At 58.0% G+C, this 17,487-nt stretch carries 16 protein-coding genes; 10 read left to right on the plus strand and 6 right to left on the minus strand.

Going from position 1 to position 17,487, the window contains the following annotated elements; translation table 11 throughout:
• Positions 1-57: 57 nt before the first annotated feature.
• Positions 58-2,079, plus strand: a complete 2,022-nt coding sequence (locus BHAP_RS03040) for a beta-N-acetylhexosaminidase (RefSeq protein WP_094667169.1) — start codon at positions 58-60, stop codon at positions 2,077-2,079.
• A 123-nt stretch (positions 2,080-2,202) separates the two neighbouring features.
• Here the strand turns inward: BHAP_RS03040 and BHAP_RS03045 are convergent, their stop codons facing one another.
• Entirely contained in the window at positions 2,203-3,480 is a 1,278-nt protein-coding gene (locus BHAP_RS03045; RefSeq protein ID WP_094667168.1) for a tyrosine-type recombinase/integrase, read from the minus strand.
• 384 nt (positions 3,481-3,864) lie between these two features.
• Between BHAP_RS03045 and BHAP_RS03050 the strand changes: the two genes are divergently transcribed.
• The 4 genes from BHAP_RS03050 (at position 3,865) to BHAP_RS03065 (ending at position 7,075) form a co-directional block, all read left to right on the plus strand.
• The gene (locus BHAP_RS03050; protein WP_094667167.1) at positions 3,865-4,242 is read left to right on the plus strand and encodes a hypothetical protein; all 378 of its coding nucleotides are present in this window, start codon (positions 3,865-3,867) and stop codon (positions 4,240-4,242) included.
• Between the two features lie 189 nt (positions 4,243-4,431).
• Entirely contained in the window at positions 4,432-5,319 is an 888-nt protein-coding gene (locus tag BHAP_RS03055) for an FtsX-like permease family protein (RefSeq protein WP_094667166.1), read from the plus strand.
• Complete coding sequence (locus tag BHAP_RS03060) at positions 5,316-6,386, plus strand: hypothetical protein (RefSeq protein ID WP_094667165.1); 1,071 nt, start codon at positions 5,316-5,318, stop codon at positions 6,384-6,386. The genes BHAP_RS03055 and BHAP_RS03060 overlap by 4 nt, the downstream gene beginning before the upstream one ends.
• Positions 6,383-7,075: an ABC transporter ATP-binding protein gene (locus BHAP_RS03065; RefSeq protein WP_044089004.1), complete on the plus strand. Its 693-nt coding sequence runs from the start codon at positions 6,383-6,385 to the stop codon at positions 7,073-7,075. The genes BHAP_RS03060 and BHAP_RS03065 overlap by 4 nt, the downstream gene beginning before the upstream one ends.
• Before the next feature lie 50 nt (positions 7,076-7,125).
• Here BHAP_RS03065 and BHAP_RS11850 read toward each other — a convergent pair whose 3' ends face one another.
• The 3 genes from BHAP_RS11850 to BHAP_RS03080 form a co-directional block, all read right to left on the minus strand.
• Positions 7,126-7,863, minus strand: a complete 738-nt coding sequence (locus tag BHAP_RS11850) for a hypothetical protein (RefSeq protein WP_223847562.1) — start codon at positions 7,861-7,863, stop codon at positions 7,126-7,128.
• Positions 7,860-8,564: a helix-turn-helix domain-containing protein gene (locus tag BHAP_RS11855; protein ID WP_223847942.1), complete on the minus strand. Its 705-nt coding sequence runs from the start codon at positions 8,562-8,564 to the stop codon at positions 7,860-7,862. Before BHAP_RS11855 ends, BHAP_RS11850 begins: the two co-directional genes overlap by 4 nt.
• Positions 8,565-8,656: 92 nt before the next feature.
• Positions 8,657-9,901: a tyrosine-type recombinase/integrase gene (locus BHAP_RS03080; protein ID WP_094667163.1), complete on the minus strand. Its 1,245-nt coding sequence runs from the start codon at positions 9,899-9,901 to the stop codon at positions 8,657-8,659.
• Positions 9,902-10,746: 845 nt separating this feature from the next.
• Here BHAP_RS03080 and BHAP_RS03085 point away from each other — a divergent pair.
• From BHAP_RS03085 to BHAP_RS12080, 3 genes are all read left to right on the plus strand, one after another.
• Complete coding sequence (locus tag BHAP_RS03085; protein WP_094729299.1) at positions 10,747-10,986, plus strand: hypothetical protein; 240 nt, start codon at positions 10,747-10,749, stop codon at positions 10,984-10,986.
• Positions 10,970-11,248: a type II toxin-antitoxin system RelE family toxin gene (locus BHAP_RS03090; protein ID WP_094729300.1), complete on the plus strand. Its 279-nt coding sequence runs from the start codon at positions 10,970-10,972 to the stop codon at positions 11,246-11,248. The genes BHAP_RS03085 and BHAP_RS03090 overlap by 17 nt, the downstream gene beginning before the upstream one ends.
• A gap of 115 nt (positions 11,249-11,363) precedes the next feature.
• On the plus strand, positions 11,364-11,564 hold the full coding sequence (locus tag BHAP_RS12080; protein WP_158216413.1) for a helix-turn-helix domain-containing protein: 201 nt from the start codon (positions 11,364-11,366) through the stop codon (positions 11,562-11,564).
• A 335-nt stretch (positions 11,565-11,899) separates the two neighbouring features.
• Here the strand turns inward: BHAP_RS12080 and BHAP_RS03100 are convergent, their stop codons facing one another.
• Positions 11,900-12,214, minus strand: a complete 315-nt coding sequence (locus BHAP_RS03100) for an exodeoxyribonuclease VII small subunit (protein ID WP_094729302.1) — start codon at positions 12,212-12,214, stop codon at positions 11,900-11,902.
• A gap of 142 nt (positions 12,215-12,356) precedes the next feature.
• Positions 12,357-13,619, minus strand: coding sequence for an exodeoxyribonuclease VII large subunit (gene xseA, locus BHAP_RS03105; RefSeq protein WP_094729303.1), 1,263 nt, complete (start codon positions 13,617-13,619; stop codon positions 12,357-12,359).
• A 401-nt stretch (positions 13,620-14,020) separates the two neighbouring features.
• On the opposite strand from xseA, the gene nrdD reads away from it, so the two are divergent.
• Together nrdD and nrdG are read left to right on the plus strand one after the other, a co-directional pair.
• The gene (gene nrdD, locus BHAP_RS03110; RefSeq protein ID WP_094729304.1) at positions 14,021-16,420 is read left to right on the plus strand and encodes an anaerobic ribonucleoside-triphosphate reductase; all 2,400 of its coding nucleotides are present in this window, start codon (positions 14,021-14,023) and stop codon (positions 16,418-16,420) included.
• Between the two features lie 225 nt (positions 16,421-16,645).
• Complete coding sequence (gene nrdG, locus BHAP_RS03115) at positions 16,646-17,353, plus strand: anaerobic ribonucleoside-triphosphate reductase activating protein (RefSeq protein WP_094729339.1); 708 nt, start codon at positions 16,646-16,648, stop codon at positions 17,351-17,353.
• The last annotated feature ends 134 nt before the right edge of the window (positions 17,354-17,487 follow it).

Consider the following 17,487-nt stretch of genomic DNA (forward strand, 5'->3'; position numbering starts at 1 on the left):
CGGAACCCAAAACGCAATATACCGCAATCAAAGGTGAACCACTGAGAAAGGACTTCCATGAGCGATCAAGCAACCCTGAAGGGATGGACCATCATTCCCACGCCGCAGACCGTACAACACAAGGCGGGCGTCTCACTGCTGCCGATGTGCGGCCGAGTCAACGAGCCACGTGCGTTCGGAGACGAACGGCAGGTACTCGCAACACAACTTGCCGACGACATCCGTGCGGTTACGGGATTGGAATGGGACATCGCCACGGGTGACCGTTGGCCTGGATTCATCACATTGACGACACTGGACGATCTCCATGCGCGTCCGTCCGGCGCGTACACGCTCGACATCACCAAGGACGGCGTGGCCGTCAGGGGTGCGGACTTCGAGGGCGTGCGCAACGGCGTGCAGACCCTGCGCCAGCTCATCCGCCAATGCGGCGCCGCCCTGCCCTGCCTGCACATCGAGGACCAGCCCGCCTTCGAAACGCGCGGCTACTACCTCGACGTCACCCGCGGGCGCGTCCCCACCCTCGACTGGCTCAAGACCTGGGCCGACAAACTCTGCCTCTACAAGTACAACCAGCTCCAGCTCTACGTCGAACACACCTTCGCCTTCGACGGGATGAGCGAGACCTGGCGCGGCTCCAGCCCGCTCACCCCGCGCGACATCCTCGAATTCGACGACTACTGCACCGAGCGAGGCATCGAGCTCGTGCCGTCCGTCTCCACGTTCGGCCACCTCTACATGGCCCTGCGCACGCAAAGCCTGCGCGACCTCGGCGAATTCCCCGAGAGCGCCGACGAGCCGTTCGGGTTCATCGACCGCATGCGCCACCACACGTTGAACATCAGCGACGACCGCGCCTTCACCCTGTCCACGAAGCTCATCGACGACTACCTGCAATTGTTCCGCTCCGACAAATTCAACATCTGCGCCGACGAGACCTTCGACCTCGGCAAAGGCCGCTCCAAACCCCTCGCCGAGAAGGTCGGCGTCGCCGCCATGTACGCCGACTACGTCACCCGCCTGTGCCGCCACCTCGAAACCCAGGGCAAAAAGCCGATGATGTGGGGCGACATCACCCTCGAACACCCCGAAATCCTGAAAAGACTCCCCGAAACCGTCACCCTGCTCAACTGGCAGTACGACCCGCAAGTCACCGACGAGAAGATCCGCACCGTCGCCCGATCCGGCGCCACGCAGATCGTATGCCCCGCCGTATGGTGCTGGAACGCGCTCCTGCCGCGCATCGACGACGCCTGGAACAACATCACCCGCATGGCCCGCTACGGCACGCAATACGGCGCGCAGGGCATGCTCGTCACCGACTGGGGCGACCTCGGCCACGTCAACGACCCGCGCATGGCCATCCCCGGAATGATCATCGGCGCGCAGGAGGCATGGAACCCCGGACGCATCCCCGACGAGGCCGACATGCTCCGCCGCATCTCCCGACTCGAATACCGCGACGCCAGCGGCGAACTGCTTGATATCCTCACCCATGCCAGTCATGCGGCCAGCTTCGAATGGAACCATCTGATCACATGGCTGGAACTTGATGACGGACGGGGCGGCGTCAACACCGGGGTCCTGCAAACCATCCCAGGACTGCTGCCGGAAGACGAACGACCGGACGACGTGGTCCGCGCCCTTCAGGACGGAAGCCGGGCACCGTCACTTGCGGAATCCCGACGGATGCTGTTCCGCTATCTGAAACATCACGTCACGCTCGGCGAAACCGCAGATCACCTTCTACAGACCAGTGCCCGTCGAATCTCCGCAATCGCCGCGACCTCAGGACCTTGGACCAACGGGGATGCCGCTGCATTTCGCGTAGCCATCGAGGGGCAGCGACTTCTGAACCGAGTTGGCCTCCGACTCGCGTCCGAGACCGGGGTCATTGGCACTGTGCAATCGGGTGAGGCGATTCAGCATGACGACGCGGTGAACCTTGCCGAAGCATTGGAGATCTGGATGGAGGCGTATGCGGCGCAATGGCGTACTCTCAGCCGAGACTCCGAACTCCGTCGGCTGCAAGATACGGTGTGGGAGTTAACGGACTATCTGCGCTTCCAATCCGTCTGATGCTGCGATTGTGAGACTTCGACCAGTCAGATACCGAAATGCCGTGAGGGACCAGATTCAGATCCCTCACGGCATTTCCTATACGAAGGTGAGTCACGTATCGCGATGGTGCATCACTTTGGTCTAGAATTCACGCCGCTGGATACCGCTCATAAATGATTCGGCAAGCTCGTCAACCACTTGACTCTGATGTGAGGCGACGGTGAGCTGGTAGTACCGGATGGCAACCTTCTCACTGACGTGTCCCAATTGATTCATGACTTCCCGCAACGTTCCACCCTGAATCATGAGTAATGTTGCATGGCTGGCTCGTAATGCTTGGAATGTCAGATCAGGGCGTCCTGCTTTCAACCGGGCTTTGGCGAACTGGCCGTCCAGCGTTGTCTGGGACATGATTCTTGCACGTTTGGGCACGAACACCGGCGAATCCGGTCGGGTCAGATCGCAGTAATCAGAAAGGTGCTGTCGAATAAGAGAAATCAGCGTATCCGGGATGTGTACGTTCCTGATGCTGGATTCCGTTTTCGTCTTACCGAATTGGAGATCCCCTCTGTCAGCGTCACCGCGATTCACGGAATGCCGGACGTGAAGTATCTGCCTGTTCAGATCGATGTCTTGCACCTGCAGCCCACATAGTTCGCCACATCGCAGACCACCCACTAAAGTCGAGAGGAATACGGACAGTCTGGTGTAATCGGGCATGGCATTCGCCAGCAGGATCAATTCGGAAGGAGTCACCGGCGGCACGTTGATGCGGGCGGGCTGTGGCGCTGGCGGAATATGGAATATGAAGGGATTGAAGGACAGCAATGGCTCCGAACCATCCAATCCGCCACGGGTGGCTGACTCAAGTACCGCCTTCAGCCGCATGCATGAGCGTCGGAATGCCCACCGGCCTTCCGGGTGAGGCGCATCATACCAAGCCTTGATGATGGACGGAGTGATCTCGTTAAGCGGCAGGTCTCCAAGACTTGGCAGAAAATGGCCAATGTCCAGATAAAGATTGCGACGCGTGCCACCGGCGATGCCATTGCCGTCGGGCAGCCGGTATTCCTCGGCCCATCGCATCACATAGTCGCGGAACAACATATTGCGTTGTGTCTGGCTCTTTTCCACGACGGCTTTTCGTCGGCTTCGTTCTGTTGGATGAACCCATTCGGCGATGCCGTTACGATGGAGGCTGACAAGGTACTTTTCGGCTTCCAGCCATCTACGGGCTTCGAGCTCCTGATCCGGCTTGAACTGGCGTTGGACGCGTTTGCCGGGTTCTAATGGATTCGGATATCGAACCTGCCATGCGATTAGCATGCCGGTTCTGTCATAACGGGCCAGCACGGTTCCCCACTTGCTTCGCGGCGGCTTCTGCGGATGGTTTCCATGGGAATGCCTGATTTTCGGCATATTGATCTCCCTCGATCGCGAAAAGGCGCACCCTGCGTGCGCCTTGTGGGGAGATTGAAACCAAGGAACAGTGTAAGTGAATATGCTGAAAGAGCCGTTGTTTGTTTTTGTCATCTTGAGATGACAAAAACAAACATAATCAGTATTAGGTTGGCTATAGAAGCAGCTAGTTGTAGCTTTCCCCTTCTCCGATTGACGTATTGCGAGTCATCTCTAGATGTCAATAACTCCTTCTCTGATTGTTTCTATCTCGCTGGGGTAGAAGACTGGATCTTGCAAGACGAAGCCATAAGACTTCGGCATCTAGCAGAAAGGAAAGTAATTATCATCTAGTTTTTTTACGCATGTCTTTACACATTCCAAATTTCCAACAAAGGAGTAATCATGATTGTTCGAAAGAAATTTACGGCAATTGTCCTTGCGGCAATTCTGGGTATCGCTGGCATCGCATTGCCTTCTACCGCTTTTGCCGGCGGTCCGAATTATGGACGCACATGGGAAAGCAGCATTGGCGGCATCAAGGTGAATGGCTACGTACAGATTCAGGCTTCCTATAATGATGGCGGGCGTCACGCGCGTCGCGGATATCAGCGTTTCACCCGACAGGCCGGCCCCAGCTTGGATACCGGACGACTGTATACATCAGCCGCTTCCTATTCAGGAGACACTCAGGTTCGAAGCAGGACGGACTCCGTCTGGGATTCCGTATTGTGGGGCGATAAGTACGTCACGCACTATTACTGGGGTGTTGAATACTTCTGACGCATTTCTTATTGCACCCATCTAGAAATACCGTGATTGGAAAGATACGGAATGCTAAAAATTACCCGTCATCTAAAGTTTTTTTCTACATCCATTTGCGCAATATCGTTGCTGTTGGGGATGTTGTCTTCGTTTCTTGCCTGGGCGGTGTACTGGAGCGTTCTTGATTGGCGTGGATCGCAATGGGGCATGTTCGACGCGAAGACGCAACTGGTGCTGACCGCGTCGGCGGATGCCGGGCACGACGACGGAAAGAATCTTGAGGCGACGCGTGATCTGGCCGAGTATCTTTCCGGTCACGGTATTTCCCTGTTGGAGGGTTCCGTGGGGGACGGTTGGCCGGCGATCGTGTTCCAGTCGTCGGGGGCCTCCATCGGATGGGCCGATGCGCTTCCGCAAGAATGCCGGAACATGAACAGTCGCGTGGCCTGTGTGATCGAGTCGTCGTTCTCGGCCGGGCAATGGCGTGAGCATGGGGATGCACCGCTATTGCCCGCCGGGTTTTCCGTCGGCGGTGTCGTCAGGGTTCCGGGGGCGAACGTCGGCGGCAACCTGCAGTATGTGCTCCCGTTGGGGGCGGTTCCCTTGTTTCCCGGCAGCGTGTATGTGAACACGAGCGACCCGCAGCGGCTCCGGGAGATCTCGGACCTGTTCGCGCGCTGCGGCATGGACGTGACCCAACCGCAGGCGCAGTCGTTGTGGTCGTCCCTTGCCGGTGATTCCTTCGTGGGTATCACCTTGCTGTTTCTGGTACTGGCGTTGGTCTGCGCCTGCGTGTGCGTCATGACGATGGAGACGGCGAGGAAGGCCGACCTGCATGTCAGACGGCTGTTCGGCGCCACTGGCAGGCAGGTGTGGGCGGGCCGGGTGCGTGAGGCCGTTGTCCCGATCGTGGCCGGCGTGCTGGCAGGAACGGTGTTGAGCGCCGTGCTCATCACCGTGGTGTCGGGCAGGACCGGCATCGGCCCGGCGGCCGCGTTCGCCGCAGCTTTTATCAGCGGCACGGTCCTGACGGCGCTTGTGACGGCGTTGGCTGAATGGCTCGGCATACGATCGAATGACGAGGTGGAACGATGATCCATGAACTGATGACCGGCGTCCGCATGGGATTGAGGCGATGGGGATCGATTCTCGGCATCACGCTGCTCGTCGTCTTCGCGGGAAGCGTGTTCACGATGACGCTCAGCGATGTGCTGACCGAATCCAGCGTGATCAGCGGCGAGGCTCGTCTGCGGGCCGTCGACGCGGTCACGTTCTCCCCGCAATACCTCCTGCAGTCCCCGAGCAAGACGGACCCCAAGGTGACGGATAGTTTGCGGGACATGCTGGAGCAGGGCAGGGCGTACACCGCGATCGTCAACAACGTCGAGATCGACGATCCCGATTTCGCCAACGGCATACCGGCCATCGTCCTGATGGGCAACGTCGATGACGTGTTCCCCCGTCTGGGCCTGTGCTCCCACGCGCCCTGCGCGTCCATCGGCTACCGGGTGGACCGGGCGCAGGCGCCCGACAGTGTGCATATCGCCGGCACCGACGTCAGGGTAACCGGCACGCTGCCGGCCTCGGCGGCCATATTCGACCCGAACACCGCCGGCATCAACCTGGACCGGACCATCGTCATCCGACTCAACCCGAGTTCGCTGAACCGGCTCAACGACATCGAACTCGAAGAGGCGGTGACCAAAACGGTCATGTTCAACCCATCCCGAACCCAGCTCGACGGTTTCATCACGGGAAGCCGCGACGCCGGCCTGATACTCGTGCCGCACCGGCTGAACACGGAGCAGCCCCAACGCGACAGGGATCTCATCGTGCGCGCGCTGATGTACCTGCTCGGACTGTCCGCCTTCCTCGCGCTCACCGTCATCGTGATCATCCAATCATTGTCCGTGACCCTCGCACGGGAGCGGCCGGCGATGCTCGTCCGCCGGCTCTACGGCGCCACCGCCGCGGACGAGGCGATCCGCGTCGCCGGACTCATCCTCATCATGCTGCTGCCCGCCGCCGTGGTGCTGGCATGCTTCCAGCTGATAGGGGAACCGGTGGCCACCGCATCCCGGACGATGATCGCCGTCATCCTCGCCATGGCGGCCCTGGTCTGGACGATCGCCGTACGACGCGCAACCACACACATTCAATGAAAGAAGCACCGACCATGCCACAGACGACCATAGACGCCCGAAACCTGACCAAACGATACACGGACGGGCAGGCGCAGCTCCTCGCCGTGCGCGACGTATCCCTGCACGCCTCGGCCGGGGAGTCGATCGCCATCATGGGACCGTCCGGATGCGGCAAATCCACCCTGCTGCGCATGATCGGACTGTCCATGCAACCCACCTCCGGCTCCCTGCTCCTGCAAGGACGCCCGACGCCGGAAAACGACAAGGACCGGTCCGCATGGCGCAACCGCATGTTCGGCTTCATCCCGCAGGACTACGCGATCCTCGAAGACGAGCCCGCATGGGCCAATGTCGCCATCCCCATGGAATACGCGAAACCCAAGATCAAGCGCGCCGAACGCCGGCAACGCGCCACAGCCGCTTTGGAACAAGTCGGGCTCGCCGGCAAGGCGCGACGCATGCCCGGGCAACTGTCCGGCGGCGAAAGGCAACGCATCGCCATCGCCAGGGCGACCGTGATGCACCCCGCCATCATCATCGCCGACGAACCCACCGCGGCACTCGACACGCACACCGCCGACACCATCATGACCATGCTCCTCGCGCAATGCAGGCAAGGCGCCACGCTCATCCTCGCCACCCACGACCCACGCGTCGCAGCCCAATGCGACACCACCCTCACCATGCGAGACGGCGCATTCATCTGAAGGTTTTCGCAAGGTACAACTGGATCTGCAAGAAAAGGAATTGCCGACAATTACCATGTGGAGAGCGTTTCAATAGTGTCGAGCCCGTCTTGACGGTGTGATTCATCGAGGTTGTCCCAGTACGGGGAATCCTCGATGAGCTTGTCGTGCAGGAGTCTGATGCGTTTGCGGTCGGTGCCGCTGTGCAAGCGTGCGAGCTCCGCATCGGGATCCGGGATGAGGGATGCGAGCATGGCTGCATCATAGAGGTGACGGTCACCGTAGCCGGCGTGGTCGGCGCTGTAGGCCGCGCTCTTGAGTATCAGCGCGCCGAGCAGGTCCGGGATGCGAACCACGACTTCGGCGCCGTCCTTGTCATCGATGAGTTGGACCTGCATGCTGCGTTCCACTGCCTGCGCGCCGCCCGGCATGGATAGCACCGGTGTGCCGGCGATGGTCGCGTCAGCCCCAAGGAACTTGGGAAGGTGATCGGCGACCAGCAGGTCCACGACGTCGCCGTTCGGCGCGATCATGCGGGTCGTGTATCCGGTCAGCGTGCCCGGCTGCGTCTCGAACCCGCGAGAGGTGAGAATGCCGCGCAGTCTGGCGATGCCGCGTCGATCCGCCATGAGGTCGGCGAGCAGGTCGGCGTCGGTGGTGGGTCGTGCTGTCAATCCGCCCATGATGGCGTGCAGCTGGACCATGAGCCCGCCCGTAAGCAGCCATGATTCCGGGATGTTCGCCGCGGCTACCGCGTACACGGTATTCCACGGATGGCCCGTGTTGGGGATGCGGATTGTCGGAATCATGCCTGGTGCTCCTTGCGATGATATTCGTCGATCAGCTGTTGAAGGGTTTCCATGCCGGCGCGGCGTTCTCTCGGGTCGTTGGATTCAGCCAGGTCGGCCGCGCATACGCCGAGAGGCATCGGCCCCTCGCCGGCGGGAAGATCGTCGGCGACGTGGAGCCGTACCCGGACCGGAGTCGCGCCTTGCTTCAACCGGCATTGCCGAATGGCGTCGTTCAGAGCATCGGCGGTGACGTAGCCTTCCACCACGTCTGTGGCGGTCAATTGGAACGAGGCGGCCAATGCTCCGGTGGCGGCGGAGGGACGGATGAGGGTTTCGACCTTGTCGAGGTTGGAGCCCCTGCACCAGTATTCGACCGTCGTCGCACGCCTGCGCGCGAGACGGGTCAGATTCTCCGCATCCATCTGCCTCAGGTATCCCCTGAGCCGGTATCGCTGCTGTCGGCCCAGCCATGGCGCGTCGAGCCCGCTGAGCATGTATAGCGCCCCGAACGCCATGTCTGGTGAATAAGGACGCCCATCCGCACCCTGCCACTGTGCTTGGCGACGTACGGAATCCTCCGTAATCAGCGAGCCGCCTCCCACGGAAAGAGATTCAAGCCGGCCAGCAGCGCGAAGCGCGCTGACCCGTCGCTCGCTCACTCCGAGTCTACGGGCGGCTTCCCGCCGTGTGAGCAGCGTCCGATTCGTTCTGATAGCCATATTCCTATTGTATACAGAACTATTCCAGATTGGGAATAGTTCTGTATACACAGGGCAACAGGGCGTCTCAATCCGTATTCGTCTGCATGTGGTCATTGCGCTGCTTTGATGAAGTCTTCGGCGAGTTGGTTGACGATCTGGTTGCGGTGTCGGGCGACGATGCGCTGGTAGTGCTTGATGGCGACCTTCTCGCTGACGTGACCGAGTTCGTCCATGACTTCCCGCAGGGTGCCGCCCTTGAGCATGAGCAGTGTCGCGTGACTCGCCCTCAGGGATTGGAAGGTCAGGTCGGGGCGGCCGGCTTTCTCCCTGGCTTTGCGGAACTGGGCCTCCAAAGTGGTCTGGCTCATCACCGAGGCTCGTCTGGGGCGGAAGACCATGGCTTCCGGGTCCGTCCATTCGCAGTGCCTGAGCAGGTGGTCGTGAATCAGGGGCACGAGCCCGTCGGGGATGGGCACGGTGCGCCGGCTGGAGTCGGTCTTGGTCCTGGCGATGCGTGTCGAACCGCGATCCGCATAGCCCCTGTTGACGGAATGTCGCACGGTCAGGCGTTTGGCCTTCAGGTCGATGTCCTTGATCTGCAGGCCGCACAGCTCGCCGCAACGGAGGCCTCCGACGAGCGTGGCGAGTATCACCGCCAGTCTCGTGTAGTCGGGCATGTTCTCCGCGATCAGCTTGAGTTCCAGCGGCGTGACCGGTGGAACGTCCTCCCTGGCGGATCGTGGCGCGGGTGGTATGGGCAGGATGAACGGGTTGTCGCGGATCAGCGGCGGGGAGCCGTCCATACTCATCTTCGTGGCGCTGGCGAACGCCGCCTTCAGGCGCATGCATGAGCGGCGGAACGCCCATTGCCCCTCAGGGTGCGGCGCGTCGTACCAGCGTTTGATGTCCTTCGGCGTGATCTCGGTCAGGAGCTTGCCCTTGAAGCCCGGCATGAAGTGCGCGATGTCGAGATACAGGTTCCGGCGCGTGCCGCCGGCTATCCTCTCGCCGTTCGGCAGCCGGTATCCTTCCGCCCACCGGGTCACGTAATCCTCGAACGAGATCAGGTTCGCGCGCTTCCTGCGGCGGCGTTCTGACGGATGGACCCATTCCTGGATGTTCTTGCGATCCAGTTCCACCAGATGCCGTTCCTCTTCGAGCCACTGGTGCGCCTCGTGCTCCATGTCCGGCTTGAACTGACGCTGGACCTTCTTGCCCGGTCGTTTCGGGTCCGGGTACCGCACCTGCCAGGCGACGAGATTGCCTGCGGTATCGTAGCGCGGCGTCACGGTGCCGAACCTGCTCCGCCGTCCCGGCGACGGCCCCATACTGTCCTTCTTCGTCCTTGCGGACATGATGATGCTCCTTGTGCTGAATCCAAGATCGATGGCATGGCATAACGGCCTCGGAAAAATGCCACCAAAAATGCCACCAAGTGGCCGAATACGCTCTCAGTGAGCCATTGCACCTAAAAATGCACCTCTAGTGCCTTAGGCCTTGCAATCATTGAGGTTTAGGCTGATTCGATCACTCGTCACAGGTCGTTTCGACCATCAGCCGCATGAAGATGACGATAAGGAGCAACACTGCTTGCGTGTCTATTGGAAGAAAGCGGGAACCGTTGCTATGATTGATTTTGTAAGTAATGAAGGTAAATTTATTTGCCCCCGGAGTGGTGGAGATGGACCTGTACGACGCTGGGCCGTATCCCCCTCTCTGGGGGTACCGATGGCGATTGCCACAAAAAGCGCTGAAACTCAAGGGTTCCGGCGCTTTTCTGTTTTCTTGACTGAGTTGTTTTGGTACTCATTTGGTACCCTACGAAATGAACGAGGGATGACTCGACTGGTTCTTTGTAACGTGAAGCGGTCTGTCAGAAAGTTGACGGATGCACAAGCTGATAAGCGGTGCAGTCGAATATTGCCTAAATGTCCCATTATGTGTAAACTGACTCGCACGACGAGCATAGGTCGGCAGGCTTATGATCGCTGTCCGGCTAGGGGTCGCTTCGGTGGCCCCTATGCATTTTCAGATCAGCTGGTCCACGAAGCTGTTCCCTGCGTATGTGGGGATGATCTCTCACATTGTGAATTTGTATAATCAAGACTTACATAATGTCTTTACGAAAGTGTGTGAGCACGATAAGTGATCCCAAGGTAGACGGGATACACTGGAAACTACTAACGAAAGGTGGTGTGCTATGAGCAGTGCAATTATCAATGTGCCTGTTGATATGGACGTGCTGTATGACGCTGAGCGCGATTCACGTAGTGCTGGGATGACGCTTGTTGAGCGGCTTCAACAGGTTATATCTGGTTGGGCTGAGGCACGAGAAGATGCGGACGATTTAGCTGTGCTTCGCGACGCTATGGCGCATGACGACGGTACCCGGTATAGTGCGGACGAAGTAGACAGGATGCTTGATGACGTGGCGGCTTGAATACACTAAAGAAGCTGTGCGTCAGTTACGTAAAATGGGGCCATCTGATAGTAGGCGTGTCCGCGATTGGTTGCGTAAAAATATCGATGGTTGTGATAATCCTCGTGCGCATGGTAAGGGTTTGACAGCTAACTTATCTGGTACGTGGCGTTATCGTGTTGGAGATTGGCGTGTGCTGGCTAATATCGACGATGGCGTGGTTACCGTTGAGGTTTTTACTATTGAGCATCGCAGTGAGGTTTACCGGACAAAGCGGCATTGATTGAGTTGATGTGATTGTTGTTTGTGACACGCCGATTTGTATACCGATGTTTAGTAGGACAAGAGCTTTACCTACGTGGTGCAGGTATGATAACTGTCTACTGGAATGCGAGAGTATGGGACTCAAACAACTCAGACAGGCAGCTGGACTAATTCAAACTGAGCTAGCCAAACGAACTGGGATAGTGCAAACAGTCATATCTAAATATGAGCGTGGTTCACAATCTGTTCACAACATGACATTAGCTAACTCTCTGCGCATATCCCGCGCGTTGAACTGTCGTCCTGATGAATTGACGGACGGCTACCCCGACTAAACAAAAAAAGAATGCGGCTAAGAAGCCGCAACTTTCTTAGCGATGCGCTCAAAACCATATAGGCACAACGGGTGTGCGAATCGATTCACTTCGTATTGCTATCACTCCTTGACATGCGAAAGCTACTTAGTCCCAGTTAGCTGAGCTGAGTTGTCGAATTGCAAAACGGGCAATCCGTCGGTTGGATTGCCCGTAGGTGAGGGGAGTAACTGTGCTGCGACGAGGCGAAGTGAGGCCGTAGGCCGAAGGATACTCAGTCGAGATTCGACTGGGCTGAGCCGTTAAGCGGACGCGTAGCGTTCGTAGGCGAAGTGAGGCCGTAGGCCGAAGGGAATTCAGTCCAAATTGGACTGAGTTCCAGCCGTATCTGCACTGGTCGCCTGTTCAGCCTGTGCTGCGTCAAGCTTAGCTTTGACATCATTCAACAGGCTCTGGGCGCGCTTGGCGAGCGCCTCACCGATCTCCCATTGACGCATCGATTGGTCAAGGTTGAGTCCGCCTGCTTCGAGTGCTTGCACAGCTTGGATGAGCTTGTCGCGTGCCTCCTCGTACGGCATTTGCGCGATGATCTTACGCTCGTCGTCGGTCAGCGATGAAGTGACCGTAGACGAAGGAGAAGAAGTCGTTGCTGCAGTGGTTTTGTCAGTCATAATGTAATCCTTATATTCCTTTATATAGTGGTTAATAAATAAGTGGTCAATATGTCCTATTGGTTATGGCTAAAAACTAGCGAAGTCAGCGTCGAGGATCTGAAGAAGACTCGTAACAAGCCGTCAATCCTTACGCACCTCCTCACGCCACCGTCGCATCCAACGGCCCATGCTTCAGCGTGATCGTAATCGGATCGCCGGCACTCACCGCGGCAGGATCGTCGAGCACATGCCCGCCCGCCATCTGCACGACTGCATAACCGCGGTCGAGCGTGGATTGCGGGCTGAGCGCGGTCAAACTGGCGTGCAGTTTTTCGATAGTCAAACTCGCGTCGTCACTGATACGCCGCAGTCCAATGTCCATGCGTCGCCGAGCGTCGTCAATAAACCGCTGGTGCGGCTCAAGCATGGTGAGCGGCCTAGTCAGACTTGGCCGGTTCGCATAGCCTTCGACGAGTCGAATTTCGCCGTCAACGCGCGCTTCGATACGCATGCGCGCCCGTCGAATCGCATTGTCGATGAGCTGCCACTGTTCGCGCACGTCCGGAACGACTTTTTTCGCAGCATCGGTTGGTGTCGACGCGCGCAAATCAACGGCGAGATCGATCAACGTCCAGTCATCCTCGTGTCCGATCGCGGAGACGATCGGAGTTACGCAAGCTGCTGCCGCGCGTACCACTGACTCGTCCGAGAATCCGATGAGATCTTCAAACGCGCCGCCGCCGCGCGCCACGATAATCACATCCACGTCTGGATCGTCGTCGAGTTTGCGGATCGCGGCGACGATATCCGGCGGGCACTGCGGTCCTTGTACGTGCGCGTGCACGACTTTGAATCGTACGGACGGCCAGCGCAAGTTGACGTTAGTGATCACGTCACCTTCCGCGCGAGCTTGCGGCGCGCAAATCAGTCCGATGCACGACGGAAATTCCGGCAGTGCGATTTTGCGATCGGCGTCGAATAGTCCTTCGCCTTTGAGTTTTTTGCGCAGCTCGTCGATCTGTTCTTTAAGTCCGCCGCCGGAGCCGATTTTGCGAATGTCGTCGCCGATGAAGCTCAGTCGCGTCTGTTTGACCCAGATATCGGCTTTGCCGTGGATGACGACGCGATCGCCTTGCCGGAATGCGGCGGCTTGCGTGGCGAACGCTCGCCATCCGGATACGGAGATCGCGATGTCTTCAAAGTCGTCGCGTACGGTCAGGTATGCTGAGCCGGCGCGTCGCGTATTGATTTCGGTGATCTGTCCGCAAATCCATGCTGCGGGCCACTTTTCCACGGCCGTGTGAAATTTCTGGCTTAGTACTGATACTGGCCACGGTCTCTCCGCAGTGGTTTCGCTGGCGAGCCGCGGCAGTTGGTCGAGCGGCTGCGGTGCCGGCACGTTGTGTTCTGTAACCCAATTCATAGCGTCCAGATTCCCCTATATAACGGACAAGCTGAACGGACAAGCCCGCGGCTTGCGGCGGCACACAAAAACTTACGAGAAGACTTACGACTGGTATCATGATCGGCTGGTACTGACTCGTAGCGAACTTACGACTGCTGCTGCATTGCTGCCACGCGCGAGTCGCACATGACTCACCGCGCGACACGCGGACCGAGTCTGTTACGTAAATTACACAAATGTTATTTTGGCTTTATTCCGCCGCTTACCACTATATCTAGGTGAAGTGCGGCGCGTCGCCACTAGATATCGGGGTGGGGATGCCGTACAGTACATAAGGCCCGAATCGAGAACGCCGACTGAAACGGCTCGCGAAACGGTTCCGGCAGCCCATAAACGAACGAGGAAATGGAGGACTTCAGATGGACACTCAGGTGATGAACGCCACAGATGCCACTCGCACCACTCGTGCTACCGGCACGGTATTGGTTGAGAAGCGTGATGGTCGTGTGGTTGACTTCGACCCGGTCAACATCATCGAGGCCGTGAAGTCCGCTTTCGGTGATCTTGACAAGCAAGTCGGTCCCGAAGAAGAGAAGATGATCCGCGGTTTCGCTAATCAGGTCGAGGGCGAGATCAAGGGCCGTTATAACGGTCCGGCCAAAATCGAGGATATTCAGAATCTCGTTGAGCACGCACTGATTGACGCTCACCTGTACGATGTGGCGCGCGCGTACACCAACTATCGTCTCGACAAGGATATTGAGCGCGCGAAGGCTACGGATGTCAACGAGGCTGTTGCTCGTTTCATCAATCAGGACCCGACGCTGATTCACGAGAACGCAAACAAGGATGCCAACGTCTACGCCACGCAGCGTGATCTGCTCGCTGGTGCCGTCTCTAAGGCTGCCGCGTTTAACATGCTGCCGCCGGCCGTCTCGAACGCCCATATGAAGGGCGATATTCACTTCCACGACGCTGACTACTCGCCGTTCACCGCACAGTCCAACTGCTCTCTGCCGAACTTCTGGGATATGCTCGCCAACGGTTTCACGCTTGGTAACGCGCCGATGGCGTCCCCGAAGTCCATCGCGATCGCCGCAACGCAGATCACGCAGATCATGAAGGACGTGGCGTCCAGCCAGTACGGTGGTCAGACTGCGAACCGCGCCGACGAGCATCTCGCCGTCTACGCTCGCAAGGATTACGAGAAGTTCCTCGAAGAGGCTCGCGAGACTATCCCCGACGGTATGCCGGTTGAGTTCGCACGTCGTCAGGTCGAAAATGCGAAGCGTAACGAGCCAACCAAGCTGCATTTCGGCTCGCGCGAGCCGCTGGCGATGGATACGCCGTTCCATACGGATGTTGACGAACTTGAGCAGGAACGTGAGATTCTCGCCAAGATTCGTACGCGCAAGGCGATTTACGATGCTATGCAGACGATGGAATATCAGATCAACTCGAACCGTGTCTCCAACGGTCAGACTCCGTTCGTGACGATCGGTTTCGGTCTTGGTACTGACTGGTTCTCCCGCGAAATTCAGCGCGCGATCCTGCTTAACCGTATTCGCGGTCTCGGCAAGGAACACCACACGGCGATTTTCCCGAAGCTCGTGTTCACGCTGCGTCACGGTGTGAACGCTGACAAGGGTGACCCGAACTACGATCTCAAGCAGCTTGCGCTCGAATGCGCGACCAAGCGCATGTACCCGGATGTCGTGTTCTATGAGAATATCGTCAAGATTACGGGTTCGTTCAAGGCTCCGATGGGATGCCGTTCGTTCTTGCAGGGTTGGATTAACCCGCAGACTGGCAAGGATGAGGAAGACGGCCGCATGAACCTCGGTGTTGTCTCGGTGAACGTGCCTCGTATCGCGATCGAATCGCACGGCGATAAGAGCCGTTTCTGGAAGCTGTTCGAGGAGCGTATGGAAGTCGCGCATCAGGCGCTGCAGTTCCGTATTATGCGGTGCAAGCAGGCGACGCCGGTGAACGCACCTACGCTGTTCCGTTTCGGTGCGTTTGGTCGTCTCGGTGCGAACGATAACGTTGACGAACTGTTTAAGAACGAACGCGCGACGGTTTCGCTCGGCTACATTGGACTTGCGGAAGCCACGGCTGTGTTCTACGGCAAGAACTGGATTCGCGATCACGGCTGGGATCCGGAAGGCAAGGAATTCGCACTGTCGATCGTCAAGCGGATGAACGAACTGTGCAAGCAGTGGAGCAAGGCCGAAGGCTATCATTACTCCGTGTACTCCACGCCGGCTGAGTCACTCACCGACCGTTTCAACCGCATGGATCGTGAGAAGTTTGGTCGTATTGAAGGCGTGACTGATCACGATTTCTACACGAACTCGTTCCACTATCCGGTCTGGCTGCAGCCGACTCCGATGGAGAAACTCAACTACGAGAAGGATTTCCCGTACTACGCGTCCGGCGGTTTCATCAACTACTGTGAGTACCCGTGTCTGCAAGACAATCCGAAGGCACTCGAAGCCGTGTGGGATTACGCGTACAACGTCGGTATCGGTTACCTCGGTACGAACACGCCGATCGACCACTGCTTCGTATGCGGTTTCCAAGGCGATTTTGAGCCGACTGACGAAGGCTTCAAGTGCCCGGAGTGCGGCAATTCAGACCCGGATAAGTGCAATGTGACCAAGCGTACGTGCGGTTACCTCGGCAACCCAGTGTCTCGCCCGATGGTTCACGGTCGTCACGAGGAGATCGCGCACCGCGTCAAGCACATGAGCGGCGAAACCGGTCACGTGACTCTGGCCGACGGACAGACGCGCGAATGGTTTGAAGAAGCCAAGTAGATACTGGTATCTCGCTGATATTGCGGGGGTGCGACGGCCTCCGTCATACATTCCCTGACACACTCAAGGCCGTTCGGCCAAGCCTACGGTCAGGAAATGCATGACGGAGGCCGTCGCTGTTTTCGCTCAACGTTACGGTTGGGCAGAATGCAGAGGTTGGTACCGTTATATGTCAGGAGGACTGTGCTGCGGTTGTGAATAGTGACTTAGTAAGGAGAGTTGATGATGGACAGACAGCTGTCACTGCATGATTTCGCAGCTGGAGAAACCGGCCGCGGGCCTTCGATTCCGACCGATGAAGCGAATAATCCACGCGCTGGTCAGTGGGATGGTCGGCGCATGTCCAAACGCATGATCGCCGACTATAAAACGTTCATCGTCACTGACGGCGAGGGCGTGCGCAACTCGTTATACGTATCCGGCTGCCCGTTTCACTGCGTGGACTGTTTCAACTCGTCCATCTGGGATTTCCAAGCCGGACACGAGTACACGCAACGCCTTGAAGATAAGATCATCGACGATTTACGCGCGCCGTGGGTGCAAGGCATCACCTTCCTCGGCGGTGAACCGCTCCTCAACACGCCGGTATTAGTACCGCTCGCCCAGCGTATCCGCGCCGAATTTGGTCATGATAAAGATATCTGGTGCTGGACTGGGTACACATGGGAAGAGCTCATGCGCCCTGGCGAAACACCTGACAAACTCGAACTGCTGCATCTGATCGACATTCTGGTCGATGGTCGATATATCAAATCGCAACATGATTCGTTACTGCAGTTTCGCGGCTCAAAAAATCAACGTATTCTCGACGTACCGCGATCGTTTGCAGCAGGAAAACCAGTCATTTGGGCTAAACTGCATGATCAAGAACGTGACATCCCCGAAATCTATCTCAAAGATCGTGCTGCCGGCGAATCCCAACAAGCCTCGTAATGCGATCCTTCACAACCCGACAAAGTCGCCCGCAACGCGCGGTTTGTGGGTTCTTCTGTTAGATAAATCACGCCGTGAGCCTATTCCTGCTCGCTGCTTGGGCGGGGCTTGAGACTAAAGTTAGGAACTTGAGA

The sequence above is a fragment of the Bifidobacterium hapali genome (assembly GCF_002259755.1).
Taxonomy (GTDB): Bacteria; Actinomycetota; Actinomycetes; order Actinomycetales; family Bifidobacteriaceae; genus Bifidobacterium; species Bifidobacterium hapali.